Annotated in this window: 14 protein-coding genes and 2 tRNA genes; 7 read left to right on the top strand and 9 right to left on the bottom strand. The window is 40.3% G+C overall.

Annotated elements, in window-relative coordinates:
- Positions 1–10 precede the first annotated feature (10 nt).
- Positions 11–757, top strand: a complete 747-nt coding sequence (locus L5B90_RS11425) for an SDR family oxidoreductase (protein ID WP_265763004.1) — start codon at positions 11–13, stop codon at positions 755–757.
- 39 nt (positions 758–796) lie between these two features.
- On the opposite strand, the gene L5B90_RS11420 is transcribed toward L5B90_RS11425, so the two are convergent.
- The 9 genes from L5B90_RS11420 to L5B90_RS11380 form a co-directional block, all read right to left on the bottom strand.
- A complete protein-coding gene (locus L5B90_RS11420) occupies positions 797–1,951 on the bottom strand; it encodes a 3-phenylpropionate MFS transporter (RefSeq protein WP_265763003.1) in 1,155 nt (384 codons plus the stop codon).
- An 82-nt stretch (positions 1,952–2,033) separates the two neighbouring features.
- Positions 2,034–2,120: transfer RNA gene (locus tag L5B90_RS11415), tRNA-Leu, on the bottom strand.
- Positions 2,121–2,122: 2 nt separating this feature from the next.
- Positions 2,123–2,198: transfer RNA gene (locus L5B90_RS11410), tRNA-Gly, on the bottom strand.
- Positions 2,199–2,557: 359 nt separating this feature from the next.
- A complete protein-coding gene (gene pgsA / locus L5B90_RS11405) occupies positions 2,558–3,106 on the bottom strand; it encodes a CDP-diacylglycerol--glycerol-3-phosphate 3-phosphatidyltransferase (protein WP_265763002.1) in 549 nt (182 codons plus the stop codon).
- Positions 3,107–3,223: 117 nt separating this feature from the next.
- Positions 3,224–6,088 carry a valine--tRNA ligase gene (locus L5B90_RS11400; protein WP_265763001.1) on the bottom strand — a complete coding sequence of 955 codons (2,865 nt, stop codon included), beginning with the start codon at positions 6,086–6,088 and terminating at the stop codon, positions 3,224–3,226.
- A gap of 20 nt (positions 6,089–6,108) precedes the next feature.
- Complete coding sequence (locus L5B90_RS11395; RefSeq protein ID WP_250363314.1) at positions 6,109–6,705, bottom strand: zeta toxin family protein; 597 nt, start codon at positions 6,703–6,705, stop codon at positions 6,109–6,111.
- Positions 6,695–6,871, bottom strand: coding sequence for a hypothetical protein (locus tag L5B90_RS11390; RefSeq protein ID WP_165779949.1), 177 nt, complete (start codon positions 6,869–6,871; stop codon positions 6,695–6,697). Before L5B90_RS11390 ends, L5B90_RS11395 begins: the two co-directional genes overlap by 11 nt.
- Positions 6,871–7,308 carry a GNAT family N-acetyltransferase gene (locus L5B90_RS11385; protein WP_265763000.1) on the bottom strand — a complete coding sequence of 146 codons (438 nt, stop codon included), beginning with the start codon at positions 7,306–7,308 and terminating at the stop codon, positions 6,871–6,873. Before L5B90_RS11385 ends, L5B90_RS11390 begins: the two co-directional genes overlap by 1 nt.
- Positions 7,308–7,751: a DNA polymerase III subunit chi gene (locus L5B90_RS11380; RefSeq protein ID WP_250349833.1), complete on the bottom strand. Its 444-nt coding sequence runs from the start codon at positions 7,749–7,751 to the stop codon at positions 7,308–7,310. The genes L5B90_RS11385 and L5B90_RS11380 overlap by 1 nt, the downstream gene beginning before the upstream one ends.
- 242 nt (positions 7,752–7,993) lie before the next feature.
- On the opposite strand from L5B90_RS11380, the gene fumC reads away from it, so the two are divergent.
- From fumC to trpCF, 6 genes are all read left to right on the top strand, one after another.
- Positions 7,994–9,388, top strand: coding sequence for a class II fumarate hydratase (gene fumC / locus L5B90_RS11375; RefSeq protein WP_265762999.1), 1,395 nt, complete (start codon positions 7,994–7,996; stop codon positions 9,386–9,388).
- 195 nt (positions 9,389–9,583) lie between these two features.
- A complete protein-coding gene (gene trpE / locus L5B90_RS11370; RefSeq protein ID WP_265762998.1) occupies positions 9,584–11,128 on the top strand; it encodes an anthranilate synthase component I in 1,545 nt (514 codons plus the stop codon).
- A 9-nt stretch (positions 11,129–11,137) separates the two neighbouring features.
- Positions 11,138–11,719 (top strand): aminodeoxychorismate/anthranilate synthase component II, encoded by a 582-nt coding sequence (locus L5B90_RS11365; protein ID WP_250349830.1) that lies wholly within the window; start codon positions 11,138–11,140, stop codon positions 11,717–11,719.
- A 10-nt stretch (positions 11,720–11,729) separates the two neighbouring features.
- Complete coding sequence (locus L5B90_RS11360) at positions 11,730–12,116, top strand: tautomerase family protein (protein WP_250349829.1); 387 nt, start codon at positions 11,730–11,732, stop codon at positions 12,114–12,116.
- Positions 12,117–12,434: 318 nt separating this feature from the next.
- A complete protein-coding gene (gene trpD, locus L5B90_RS11355) occupies positions 12,435–13,439 on the top strand; it encodes an anthranilate phosphoribosyltransferase (protein WP_265762997.1) in 1,005 nt (334 codons plus the stop codon).
- Positions 13,440–13,454: 15 nt separating this feature from the next.
- A complete protein-coding gene (gene trpCF / locus L5B90_RS11350) occupies positions 13,455–14,864 on the top strand; it encodes a bifunctional indole-3-glycerol-phosphate synthase TrpC/phosphoribosylanthranilate isomerase TrpF (RefSeq protein ID WP_265762996.1) in 1,410 nt (469 codons plus the stop codon).
- The last annotated feature ends 9 nt before the right edge of the window (positions 14,865–14,873 follow it).

Here is a 14,873-nt window from a genome sequence, read left to right as displayed (position 1 = left end):
GGGGGATAATATGGCAGTATTAATTACAGGCGCATCTGCAGGCTTTGGTAAAGCAATGTGCGAAGTATTCATTAAATCAGGCTATCACGTTATTGGTGCAGCTCGCCGTTTAGAAAAACTGCAAAAACTACACGCAGAATTAGGCGAAAATTTCTTTCCATTACAAATGGATATGAATAATTTAGAACAAATTAATACCGCACTTTCTAATTTACCTGAAGCCTTTCGTTGCATTGATCTCTTAGTAAATAATGCGGGGCTAGCACTGGGTTTAGAGCCAGCCCATCAAGCAAATTTTGACGATTGGCTAACAATGATTAATACCAATATCATCGGTTTAACCTATCTCACCAGAAAAGTGTTACCTCAAATGGTGGAACGCCAACAAGGGCATATTATCAACCTAGGTTCAATCGCAGGGACATATCCTTACCCGGGCGGTAATGTTTACGGTGCAACTAAGGCTTTTGTCGAACAATTTAGCTTAAATCTGCGTGCTGATTTAGCGGGTACCAATGTGCGCGTCACCAATGTCGAACCTGGTTTATGTAGTGGTACAGAATTTTCTAATGTCCGTTTTAAAGGCGATAACCAGAAAGCAGCAAGCGTCTATCAAAATGTGCAAGCCATTGAACCTATAGATATTGCTAATACAGTATTATGGATCTATCAACAACCTGCTCACGTTAATATTAACCGTATTGAAATAATGCCTGTAGCACAAAGCTTCTCCGCATTGAATGTGGTGAGAAAGTAAATTTAAGAAATAAAAGATAGGCACTATTGCCTATCTTTTTTATTTTGCTGTATTTGAAAAGGTCTTTGGTACAAGGAAAATTGCAGGTAGAACAAAAATCGCCATTAAGGCAAAGCTCATCTGCGCAGAAACAGGATAAACTAATCCAGAAATGAACGTAAAAAGCGCCATCATAATACAGCTAGAACTTGCAAAATAGATGCCTTGCAATTTCGGAATTCTCTCACTTGGCTGAGAGGTAATATAACGGATCATCGCAAAATGCCCCATTGCATAAGTAAATGCGTGCAACATTTGGGCGAAAATCAGCAAAGTAAAATTTGTCGTATGCGCAAGGGTTGTCCAACGAATAACCGCTGCAAATGCTGAAAATAAAGTCAAATAATGAATCTTCCAAGTCCTAAAAAAACGTTTAGAAAAGAAGAAAAAGACCACTTCAGCGATTACCCCCAAGCTCCACAGCCAGCTAATTTGCGAAGTGCTAATGCCATTTGCAGACCAATAAATTGTGCCATAGGCATAACAAGCCGCGTGTGAACCCTGAATAAGCGCTGTGGCAATAATCATTCTGACCGTTGTTGGATTTCGCAATAATTCTCGATAGCTTGCGCTTACTGTCGTGTTTTGTTTTTCCTGCTGATTAAATCTTTGCGTAGGATTTAAACTAATCCCCAGCCCCCAAAAAACGAGATAGCCAATAATAATACCGATGATGGCACTTTTACCTAGCCAACCGAGCAAATAGCCTGCAGTAATTGAACCAATAATAAAAGCAAGCGAACCAAATAAACGACTTTTACCATAATCCATTCCTAACTGTTGATGCCAACTCGTTGCAATGGTATCGCAAACCGGCATAATTCCCCCATTCAACATATGAAATAACGCAAGAATGGGAACTAACCACCAAATAGACTGCACTGCCCAAGCGACAGCGATGAGAACCAATACACTAAGCCAAGTAAGAAGACGACTTAATGGAATAAGCTGATCGAGATGATGAACACTTTTAGTAAAAAAGATTGCGCCAGCAAAACGGCAAAGATAACCAAGGGAAATCAATGTGCCAATTAATTCCACATCATAGCCATACTGCGCTAACCAGATTGGTAAAAATGGAACAATTACACCATAAGCGCAATAAAAACCAAAAAAGTTAAATGATGACCATTGAAAGGGAGTGAGTTTCAACATAGGGAAAGCCCCAACTTTGATTTTCAGATACAAAAAAAGCCGCTCTTGGCGACTATCTTATTGATTTATCTATAATTTTAAATGGTGCCCGAGGGCGGACTTGAACCGCCACGACTCGAAAGTCGAGGGATTTTAAATCCCTTGTGTCTACCGATTTCACCACTCGGGCGTTGGAGCGGGAAACGAGGCTCGAACTCGCGACCCCGACCTTGGCAAGGTCGTGCTCTACCAACTGAGCTATTCCCGCATTTAGCTAACTTTCTGTTTCGCTAAACAACGAGGTGCATTTTACGGATTTCAATTTATTAGTCAAATAGAAATTTGCTTGATTTAGTTTAATCGACTAAAAAAAGCTCAATCCTTATCTATTCGTTTATTGTTCAAGCAATATGAGAAGATTTAAAGTACAAGATGAAAAATTTAGGGATAAAAAACTATATTCCCTATTTCGCTTTGAAATGGCTATCTCAATAACGCAATAATATTGATCATTATAAAAATACTCTTGGCTATCATTCTTCGATAACTGAATTATTATAAAAAATAAGTAAAAAAATACCGCACTTTATTATTTGATGAAGTGCGGTATAAAATAGTGAAATTTTTTTAACTGTCTAATAAATTATCTTTTGCTGCTTTTAAATATTGTAGCATTGACCAGACGGTTAAAATTGCTGCAATATATAAAAATACGATTCCTGCGATTTCCATTAATACATTATAACGCCATAGCAATCCACCTAAAGCAAGCATTTGGGAAGCGGTTTTTACTTTACCGAGCCAAGATACCGCCACTTTACTGCGGCTACCGATTTCAGCCATCCATTCGCGTAGGGCAGAAACGATAATTTCCCTTGAGATCATCACAATCGCTGGTAAAGTTACCCAAAAACTATGTTGATACTCCACGACTAACACCAATGCGGCCGCAACCATAACTTTATCAGCCACGGGATCTAAAAACGCCCCAAAGGGTGTGCTTTGATTCCATTTTCTGGCTAAATATCCATCAAACCAATCTGTAATCGCGGCGACAAAAAAAATGGCTGTTGTCAAGAAAGGCGCCCAAGAGAATGGTAAATAAAATGCCATAATAAAAAATGGAATTAAAATGACACGGAATAAGGTTAGAATTGTAGGGAAATTTAATTTCATAGGGCGTAACAGTCACAGAAAATAGATAATCGTCAATTATTTTAAAGCATATTTTTCTAATTAGAAAATACTATTTAAAAAAATATCCCTCTAAAAAGAGGGATATGATGTAATGAATTAAAGTGCCTCAATCGCCTGATATTGCGCTTGAACTTTTGCAATGGCCTCTTGATAGCCTTGCATTTTTTCACGTTCTTTCGCAATGACTTGCTCTGGCGCTTTTGCCACAAAGGCTTCATTGCTCAATTTGTTTTCAATACGAGCAATTTCACCGTTGAGTTTTTCTAGCTCTTTAGTTAAACGTGCTAACTCGGTATCTTTGTCAATAAAGCCCGCCATTGGAATAAGAAGCTCTGTGTTACCAACCAATTTGGTTACCGAGAATGGCGCTTCTCCACCATCCTTTAACAGTTCAACGCTATCTAATTTCGCCATACTTGCTAATAATGTGCTGTTATTGGCAAGAATTTGTTGCTGTTCTGGCGTTAAATGACGTAATAATGCGTCTAAGCCTTTGCTTGGCGCAATATTGCATTCCGCACGGATATTACGCACTGCGACGATGATCTCTTTCAACCAACTCATTTGTAGCTCTGCTTGCTCATCAATTTGGCTTGCTTCATACTGTGGATAAGGTTGTAGCATAATGGTGTCACCACTCACGCCCGCAAAACCTTTCACTTTTTGCCAAATCTCTTCAGTAATAAATGGAATAATTGGATGAGCTAAGCGTAGCAATTTTTCTAATACATTTACCAGTGTACGACTTGCCGCGCGTTTTTGTGCCGCATTACCCTGTGCAAATATTGGTTTTGTGAGTTCTAAATACCAATCACAGAACTGATCCCAAGTAAACTCATAAATGGCATTCGCTGCTAAATCAAAACGATATTGTGCAAATGCAGAACGCACGGCTTCTACTGTGCGGTTAAACTGAGAATTGATCCAGCGATCCGCAAGACTATACTCCAGCTCTCCCTCAGATAAATCTAATTTATCATTGGTCAGCACGAAACGGCTTGCATTCCACAGTTTATTACAGAAATTACGATATCCCTCTAAGCGTTTCATATCCCAGTTAATATCACGCCCATTACTTGCAAGGGCGGCCAAGGTAAAACGCAATGCATCTGTACCGTGTGCAGCAATGCCATTAGCGAACTCTTTACGGGTCGCTTTCGCAATTTTTTCCGCTAATTGCGGTTGCATCATATTGCCCGTACGTTTCTCGAGTAAATCTTCAAGGCTAATACCGTCAATCATATCGATCGGGTCAAGGACATTCCCTTTTGATTTTGACATTTTTTGCCCTTGTTCATCACGAATCAGTCCTGTTACATAGACTGTTTTGAATGGAACTTGCGGTTTACCACTTTCATCTTTGATGAAGTGCATCGTAAACATAATCATACGTGCAACCCAGAAGAAAATGATATCAAACCCCGTGATCAAGACATCTGTTGGGTGGAACATTTTCAGTTCTTTGGTCTGCTGTGGCCAACCAAGGGTAGAGAATGTCCATAAAGCCGAAGAGAACCACGTGTCTAGCACATCTTCATCTTGTTTGAGTACAATATCAGAATTTAGCTGATATTTTGACCGCACTTCTGCTTCACTGCGAGCCACATAAATATTACCTTGTTCATCATACCAAGCAGGAATGCGATGTCCCCACCAAAGTTGGCGAGAAATACACCAATCCTGAATATCACGCATCCACGAGAAATAGAGATTTTCATATTGCTTCGGTACGAATTGGATTTCGCCCTCTTCTACCGCTTTGGTCGCCACTTCTGCCAATGGTTTTACGCTCACATACCATTGATCGGTGAGCATCGGTTCAATTGGTACGCCACCACGATCGCCATAAGGCACTTTTAGATCGTGTGGTTTAATTTCTTCCAATAAGCCTAAGGCATCAAAGTCCGCCACAATTTGCTTACGCGCTGCAAAACGTTCCATTCCACGATATTTTTCTGGAATGTCTGCCACATAATTTACGAGAGGTTTATTATCTATGCCAATAATTTCCGCCTCATCACGAATATCCGCATTTAACGTCATCACATTTACCATTGGTAACTGATGGCGTTTACCTACTTCATAGTCATTAAAATCGTGAGCTGGGGTGATTTTTACCACACCTGTTCCAAATTCACGATCCACATAATCATCAGCAATAATTGGAATTTCACGATCTGCTAAAGGCAAGATCACGGTTTTGCCAATAAGAGATTGATAGCGTTCATCTTCAGGGTGAACTGCCACCGCGGTATCGCCCAACATTGTTTCAGGACGTGTGGTAGCAACTACGAGATAATCTTTGCCATCAGCCGTTTTTTCGCCATTAGCTAATGGGTAGCGGAAATGCCAAAGCGAGCCTTTGCTTTCTTTATTTTCCACTTCAAGATCCGAAATTGCGGTGTGCAATTTTGGATCCCAGTTCACAAGGCGTTTGCCACGATAGATCAACCCTTCCTCGTGCAAGCGTACAAACACTTCTTTCACCGCATCAGAAAGCCCATCGTCCATCGTGAAACGCTCACGATCCCAGTCGATTGAATTCCCCAAACGACGCATTTGCTGGCTGATTGTGCCTCCGGAATAGGCTTTCCAATCCCAGATTTTTTCAATAAAGGCTTCACGACCGTAATCGTGGCGAGTTTTACCTTCTTCCGCCGCGATTTTACGCTCCACCACCATTTGCGTGGCGATCCCTGCGTGGTCTGTCCCCGCTTGCCAAAGGGTGTTATCCCCTTCCATACGATGAAAACGAATCAGCGTATCCATTAAAGTTTGCTGGAAAGCGTGTCCCATATGCAATGATCCCGTTACATTCGGCGGTGGAATGGCAATGCAATAACTCGGTGCATTCGGGTTTTCATTCGGCTTAAAATAGCCCGCTTCTTCCCAGTGTTTATAAAGAGCTTGTTCTACGGCAGAGGGATCAAAACGATCTGCCATTTCAAATTTTTGTGTCATTGGTTTTTCTCTATTTGTAACTAAACTAAATTAAAATCTAACCGTAATAATTCTGCTAATAAATTTTCACACCAATCAGGTAATACTTGTTCAAACTGCGTAATTATTTTCGCTTTAGAAAGATGAAAAATAAGCATTGGCATTTCCGCCGAATTATCATAAATAAATATTTCATCGCACAGCGGTAAGGCTAAAATTAAATTTTGCCGACTAATTTCGTAGCGTTTACGAATTGTGGCTTCATCAATAAAATGGCCGCCTTTTCGTACTCTAGCCTGCACCCTTTTCACATTAATATCAGGATCATTGACACCGATATAATTTAGCCTTACATAAAAGCCTTTTGATTTAGCTTGCTGCATACGGTGCAAAATAGACTTTCCTGCAAGAGTCGATTCCATTGAAAATGAAACCTGATTTTTTACCGCATACTTAAATAATTCAACGGCTTTTCTTCCTGCTTCAATATCGGCCAATCGTGGATTTTGTGGATTGAGTTCCATTGCAATATGATCGGAATCAATCACCACTTGCACCTGATCTTGATTAAAAGAACGCAAAGTACTTTTACCTGCCCCATTCGTACCGCAATAAAAAATGGCTAAATTATTTCGCATATTTAATCACTTCTTCTCGTCCATCAGGATAATGATCGACAATATCACCATTAGGACGCTGGAAGGTGAGAATTTCACGCTTTTTCTTATCTTCCATCCAAGGTTTGAAGCGAATAGCTAATTGCCGTTGCTGTTCGATAATTTCTTCTTTTGTCATTGGTTTCATTATCTCTTCTCCAACTTCATATCCAAATGCGGTATGCCATCTTCTACATATTCTGCTGAAGTGGGCTGAAAACCCAAAGTGCGGTAGAAATTTTGCAAATAAGTTTGCGCTTGGATTAGCACAGGTTCTGTTGCCCAATGTTGTTGGCAATAAGCCAATGCGTGTTGCACTAATTCGTTGGCTAAGCCTTTGCCCCGTGCGTGCTGCGCCACTAGCACTCTGCCAATATGAATGCCGTCATCTTGTGGAATAATGCGGCAATAAGCACAGATTTTGCCGTCAAATTCTTGCCAAAAATGCACCGCATTTTGATCCCAATGATCCACTTCTTGATAAGCACATTGTTGCTCCACCACAAATATGGCGGTGCGAATTTGGTAAATCGCAAATAATTCTTGTGTGCTGAGTTCAGCAAAGGTTTTTGCATTCCACCTCATCAGGCTTGCTCCGTGCTGAGCTGCCAACCTAATTGGCGGTATTGTTTATAACGTTCCCGTGCGATGGCTTTTTGCGTTTCGTCAGCGGGAACAAAATCAATGATCTGATTAAAACTCGCAATAAAATCGGGAATTTGGGCTTGCAAGTTTATTAATAGATCACGGCGTTGTGCGTTGCGTTTTTCCGCCCAGCTAATTTCAATGGGGGTGGCATATTGAGTGATTTCGCCCGATAAATTATGTGGCACAAACTCTTCTGGCTCTCTTGCCCATAGGGCTTCATCAAGGCGAAAAGCCTGTTCTTCACTTTCACAGCTAATTAGCACTTTTTTGCCTAATCGCCAAGCCTGCGCAGCCAAATCACAAGCCAAAGTTTCCATTGCAGACAATGGGGATTTTGCTTGTGTTTTGTCTAAAATGTAAAACTGTGCGTGCTTTGCCATAAAAATGCGTCTTTTACCCGTATGAAATCAGATTTTTAAACGCCTAATTTTAACGAAAAATCCGATAAATAGAAAACATTAATTTTTCCGCTGCCAAAAAATTCAAAAAAATCTTACCGCACTTTATGATCTACATCACAAAACCCAACTTTGCCAACTTTCCTCAGATTCCATTCATACTTCTAAAGTGGTAAACTCAAAACGTTTTCTTATTATTAATTCAATCATTTGAGGTAACTAGAATGGAATTTCGTATTGAAAAAGACACGATGGGCGAAGTGAAAGTGCCAGCAGATAAATACTGGGCGGCACAAACAGAACGCTCCCGCAATAACTTCAAAATTGGACCATCGGCATCAATGCCACAGGAAATTATTGAGGCGTTTGGTTATTTGAAAAAAGCTGCTGCTTACGCAAATAATGAGGTAGGCGTTTTGCCCGTTGAAAAACGTGATTTAATCGCCCAAGCTTGCGATGAAATTTTAGCCCATAAACTTGACGATCAATTCCCATTAGTCATTTGGCAAACTGGTTCAGGTACGCAATCTAATATGAATTTAAATGAAGTGATTGCAAACCGTGCGCACGTTATCAATGGCGGAAAATTAGGTGAAAAATCAATTATTCATCCAAATGATGATGTCAATAAATCACAATCATCGAATGATACTTATCCAACCGCAATGCACATTGCTGCCTATAAAAAAGTGGTGGAAGTCACTATTCCTTGCATTGAACGTTTACAAAAAACCTTTGCTGCAAAAGCAGAAGCCTTTAAAGATGTGGTGAAAATTGGGCGTACTCACTTAATGGATGCAACACCACTGACATTAGGACAAGAATTTTCTGCCTATGCTGCGCAATTAGATTTTGGCTTGCGTGCATTGAGAAATACCTTACCTCATCTTGCCCAGCTTGCTTTAGGCGGTACGGCGGTAGGTACTGGCTTAAACACACCGAAAGGCTATGATGTGAAAGTAGCAGAATATATTGCGAAATTTACCGGCTTACCATTTATCACCGCGGAAAACAAATTTGAAGCCCTTGCCACCCATGACGCCATTGTTGAAACACACAGTGCGTTAAAACAACTTGCAATGTCTTTATTCAAAATTGCAAACGACATTCGCTTATTGGCTTCAGGCCCGCGTTCTGGTATTGGTGAAATCTTAATTCCAGAAAATGAACCCGGTTCTTCTATTATGCCCGGTAAAGTAAATCCAACACAGTGTGAAGCCTTAACAATGGTATGCGCACAAGTGTTAGGTAACGATACCACCATTTCTTTTGCAGGTTCACAAGGGCATTTCCAACTTAATGTGTTTAAACCTGTAATGGCGTATAACTTCTTGCAATCTGCTCAGTTATTGGCTGATGCCTGTGTTTCTTTTGATGAACACTGTGCAAGTGGCATTGAACCCAATTACCCACGCATTAAACAGCAACTTGAAAATTCATTAATGTTGGTAACGGCATTAAATACCCATATTGGTTATGAAAATGCGGCTAAAATCGCCAAAACAGCGCATAAAAATGGTACGACATTAAGAGAAGAAGCCATAAATCTAGGCTTAGTCACGCCTGAACAATTTGATGAATGGGTACGCCCTGAAGATATGGTTGGCAGCTTGAAATAATGCCAATTTAGCCTTCATCTTATTTGAAATGTTGGTAAGGAATATTCTTTACCAACATTTCTTTTCTCTTTTATAGCGAAACCGCTCAAATAAGCCAATTAGCTAAATTTCCCTCTTGATGAAAACAGTCCTTGACAAAACCCTTTTGTACTAGTTTAATAGTGCGTTATTATTTTATACAAAAAAGGAATTCCAATGACAATGCCTTTTCTCCACGTATTTTCACAAAATGTGCCTTATCACAGCGATCCAACCGCTGTTTTTGCGACATTATGCCAAGATCAAACCAATACACTCTTACTTGAATCCGCCGAAATCAGCAGTAAAAATAGTTTAAAAAGTCTTTTATTAATTAATTCTGCGTTAAAAATTAGCTGTTTAGGTCAATGCGTAACCTTTAACGCATTAAATGAAAATGGTGTGGCATTATTGCCTTTGCTACAAGAAAAATTACAACATATGGCACAACGCCTTTTACAGCAAGACAATCAACTCATCGCAGAATTTGCGCCACTCAATCCTGATCTTGATGAAGACAGTAAATTACAAGCGCCCACAATTTTTGATGGTTTACGTTGCTTAACCGCGCTTTACAAAACAAGCGAAACACCCATTTTTCTTGGTGGCCTATTTGCTTATGATTTAGTGGCAAATTTTATTCCAATGGAAAATATTGTGCTACACAATGATGGCTTAAGCTGTCCTGACTACGTTTTCTATTTAGCAGAAAATTTATTGATTCTCGATCATCAACGCCAACAAGCTCAACTCCAAACCTTCTGTTTTAATCAAAATGCGCTTTCTGCCACGGAACAAAGTGCGGTACAAATTACGCAAAAATTACAGAAAATTGAACCGCACTTACCTCTCCAATCGGCTTCAACGAAAGTGAGCGTGAACATTGAAGATGAACCCTTTAAAGAGATTATTCGCCGTTTAAAACACCACATCAACATTGGCGATGTATTTCAAATTGTGCCTTCACGCCGTTTTTCTTTAGCTTGTCCAAACAGTCTTGCTACTTACCGCCAATTGAAAGTGAATAATCCAAGCCCTTATATGTTTTATATGCAAGATGAAGATTTCACGCTATTTGGTGCGTCCCCTGAAAGTGCATTAAAATACAGCCAAGATTCTCGCCAATTAGAAATTTACCCTATTGCAGGATCACGCCCAAGAGGATTTGATGCTCAAGGGAATATCGATCCCGAACTGGATGCGCGTTTAGAATTAGAATTACGTTTAGATAAAAAAGAGTTAGCAGAACATTTAATGCTAGTGGATTTAGCACGGAATGATATCGCACGGGTTTGCCAAAGTGGTACACGTCAAGTGAAAGATTTAATGCAAGTGGATCGTTATTCACACATTATGCATTTGGTCTCTCGCGTGGTGGGTAAACTTCGCCCTGAATTAGATGCCTTGCACGCTTATCAAGCCTGTATGAATATGGGAACACTCACAGGCGCACCGAAAATCAAAGCAATGCAATTAATCTATCAAGTGGAACAACAAAAACGCCATAGCTATGGCGGTGCGGTGGGCTATCTCTCATCAGATGGAAATTTCGATACCTGTATTGTGATCCGCTCTGCTTTCGTGCAAAACGACATTGCTTATATCCAAGCTGGCTGCGGTGAAGTGCTAGATTCTGATCCCCAAATGGAAGCAGATGAAACTCGCCACAAAGCCAGAGCGGTAATTAATGCCATTATGCAAACCAACCAACTTGCACAATAAGGAAACTCTATGGCAAATATTATATTTTTAGATAATTTTGATTCCTTTACTTATAACCTTGTGGATCAATTTAGAACGCTTGGACATCAAGTGCAAATTTACCGCAATGATTGCAATATTGCGCTGGTAGAAAAAATGGCACTAAAGCCAAATAGTATCCTTGCTCTTTCTCCCGGACCGGGTAACCCACAAGAAGCAGGCATTTTACTGCCACTTATTAAACGTCTTAAAGGCAATGTGCCAATGATTGGCATTTGTTTAGGTCATCAAGCGTTAATCGAAGCATTTGGTGGTGATGTGGTTCATTCTGGCGAAGTGCTGCACGGCAAAGTTTCCAATATTCAACACGATGGGCAAGCAATGTTTGCGGGGTTAAATAACCCAATGCCAGTGGCACGCTATCATTCCCTAATGGGAGAAAATTTGCCCGATGAATTTATTGTAAACGCTGAGTATAACGGCATTGTTATGGCAATCCGTCACAAAACGCTACCCATTTGCGGTTTCCAATTCCACCCAGAAAGCATTCTTACCGTGCAAGGAGGAAAATTGCTAGAAAACGCAATAAATTGGTTGCTTAATCGTCATTAAGGATAATACGATGATTATTGTTTATGGATTAAAAGATCGCCTAAATTCACGCAAGGCACAGCTTGCAGAAATTATTTATGCTTGCTTGAATCTTGAAATGGATATTCCAACGGGTAAACATTTTATTTATTTCCAAGGGACAGAAGCAGAAAATTTGTATCTACCTAGCGGACGTAGTCAAGATTTCACCGCCATTGAAATTAATCTTATGCAAGGCAGGACTGAATTTACTAAAAAACGATTAATTAAAATGCTTTTTTGTGAATTAGAAAATAAACTCAACCTTTCTCCCATAGATGTCGAGATCACCATAAAAGAGCAGCCAGCTCACTGCTGGGGATTTCGTGGAATGACAGGTGATGAGGCAAAAGATCTCAGTTACAGCATTTATCGTTAGCCAAACTTTGTATTTTAGTTATTATGCAATATTAAACAAAGCACCTTCGGTTCCCTTCAGTCTTGTCCGAATGGAAGCTAAATTTTTAGGCGAAAAAAATTGTAATTTTGTGTAGTGAAACGGAACAAAATCTCTTTTTTCGCCGCCCGAAAAATTTAGTTGGAATGAGGAAAAACAAGACTGCTGGGTGTGCTTTCTTTTGCCTACTTTGCTTTGCACAAGCAAAGAAAAGTAGGTCGCCTTTAGGGCGAAAACCTAAAATAGATATACACGATTAAAATTTAAAAATAAAATTAACAGAATTGAAAGGAATACCCTATGCAAACCGAACAACTTCTTAACCAACTTTTTGATAAACAATCTTTATCCCAAGCGCAAGCAGAACAGCTATTTAATGCCATTTTGCAAGGTGAGTTAAATAACGAACAGCTAGCAGCCGCACTCATTGCGCTAAAATTGCGTGGAGAAAGTGCAGAAGAAATCAGCGGTGCGGTCAATGCCGTTCTCGCTAATGCCAACCATTTCCCAACGCCTGATTATGTGTTTGCCGATATTGTTGGCACTGGTGGCGATGGTGCAAACACCATTAATATCTCCACAGCGTCTGCTATTGTGGGGGCAGCTTGTGGTTTGAAAGTGGCAAAGCACGGCAATCGTAGCGTATCCAGTAAAACTGGGGCAAGTGATGTTCTCAGTGCATTAGGGGTCAATATTAATATTAGTGCGGAACAAGCACGCCAAGCCCTTGATGAAATTGGCATTTGCTTTTTGTTCGCACAACAATATCACCCGGGTTTCAAACACGCGGTGCCTGTTCGCCAAGCATTAAAAACACGTACTATTTTTAATATTTTAGGCCCATTATGTAACCCTGCTCACCCAAAACATCAATTATTAGGAGTATATTCCCCTGAATTGATTGCACCTTATGCAGAAACGGCTGTGCGTTTAGGGCATAAACACAGCATTGTGGTACACGGTGCGGGTTTAGATGAAGTCGCCATCCACGGCAAAACAGAAGTGGCAGAAATTCGTGATGGAAAAATTGAACGTTATAGCCTAAGCCCTTACGATTTTGGTTTTGAGCCGCAACCATTAGAAAGTCTGCGTGGCGGTGAGCCAGAAGAAAATGCAAAATTTTTGACCGCACTTTTACAAGGCAAAGGCAAAGCAGAACACGCCCAAGCGGTGGCAATGAATACTGCCTTATTAATGAAATTATTCGGCTATGAAGATTTGAAACAAAATGCTGAAAAAGTGCTTGCTGTGCTTGCCTCAGGAAAAGCGTTTGAAACCTTAATCGCATTGCGTGCAGTAGAATAATCAAGAGAAAACACAATGATCATTAACAACCAAACTCCAACGATTTTACAAAAAATTGTGCAAGATAAAGCGCAATGGGTGGAGGCAAAATCGCACGCCTTCCCTTTGCAAGCGTTTGAAAAAAAACTTGAAAAATCTGACCGCTCTTTTTATCAAGCATTAGCACAAGGTACGCATCAACGTCCAGCTTATATTTTAGAATGCAAAAAGGCCTCACCTTCTAAGGGCTTAATTCGTGCAGACTTTAACCTTGATGAAATTGCTCAAGTATATAAGCATTATGCCGCAGCCATTTCCGTGCTTACGGATGAAAAATATTTTCAAGGGGATTTTGCTTATATTCAGCAAGTTCGTCAGCAGGTTAGCCAACCTGTGCTGTGCAAAGATTTTATGATTAGCCCATATCAAGTTTACCTTGCGCGCTATCACCAAGCTGACGCGATTTTACTGATGCTTTCCGTGTTAGATGATGAAACTTATTCACAACTGGCAGAATTAGCCCACGAATTAGGTATGGGGGTGCTAACAGAAACCTCTAATCAGCAAGAATTAGAACGTGCTATTGCATTAGGGGCGAAAGTTATCGGAATAAACAACCGTGATTTACACGATCTTTCTGTCGATCTTGACCGCACGCCGCCTCTTGCTCGCCAGATTCCAGCGGATCGCATCATCATTAGCGAATCAGGCATTTATTCTCATCAACAAGTTCAACAATTAAAACCTTATGTCAATGGCTTTTTAATTGGCAGCAGCCTAATGGGAAGTGATGATTTGAACAATGCGGTAAGGGCGGTGATATTTGGTGAAAATAAAGTCTGTGGTTTAACACGCCCTCAAGATGTTCAAGCCGTGTATCAACAAGGTGGTTTATATGGTGGATTGATTTTTGCTGAAATCTCAAAACGCAAACTATCTTTACGTCAAGCGCAAGAGCTTGTGACGCAAGCCCCATTGCGCTTTGTCGGTGTATTCCAAAATCAACAAATTGATTTTATTGTAAAAATTGCTTCTCAGCTGACGCTTTTTGCCGTCCAGTTACACGGTAGTGAAAAGGCAGAATTTATTGCACAATTACGTCAGCAATTGCCTACTGAATGCCAAATTTGGCAAGCCATTTCCATTCCAGTAGAAAAACAAAGTGCGGTACAAATTGAACCCATTTCACATATTGATCGCTATGTCCTCGATAGCCAACTTGCCAAGCAACAAGGTGGTACAGGGCAACCCTTTGATTGGTCGCTCATTCCTACTGAAATAAAAAATAAAGCAATGCTCGCAGGGGGCATTAATCAGGAAAATGTCGCACTTGCCCTATCGCAACATTGCTTAGGTTTAGATATTAATTCAGGTGCTGAAAGCAGTGCGGGTGTGAAAGACGCCCACAAGCTCGCGCAATTATTTCAACAAATTTTAGATTATTAAGCATAAGGA

It is taken from the genome of Avibacterium sp. 20-129 (assembly GCF_026226845.1).
In the GTDB taxonomy this organism is placed as follows: Bacteria; Pseudomonadota; Gammaproteobacteria; order Enterobacterales; family Pasteurellaceae; genus Avibacterium.
This window is presented reverse-complemented; position numbering and strand designations above follow the sequence as displayed.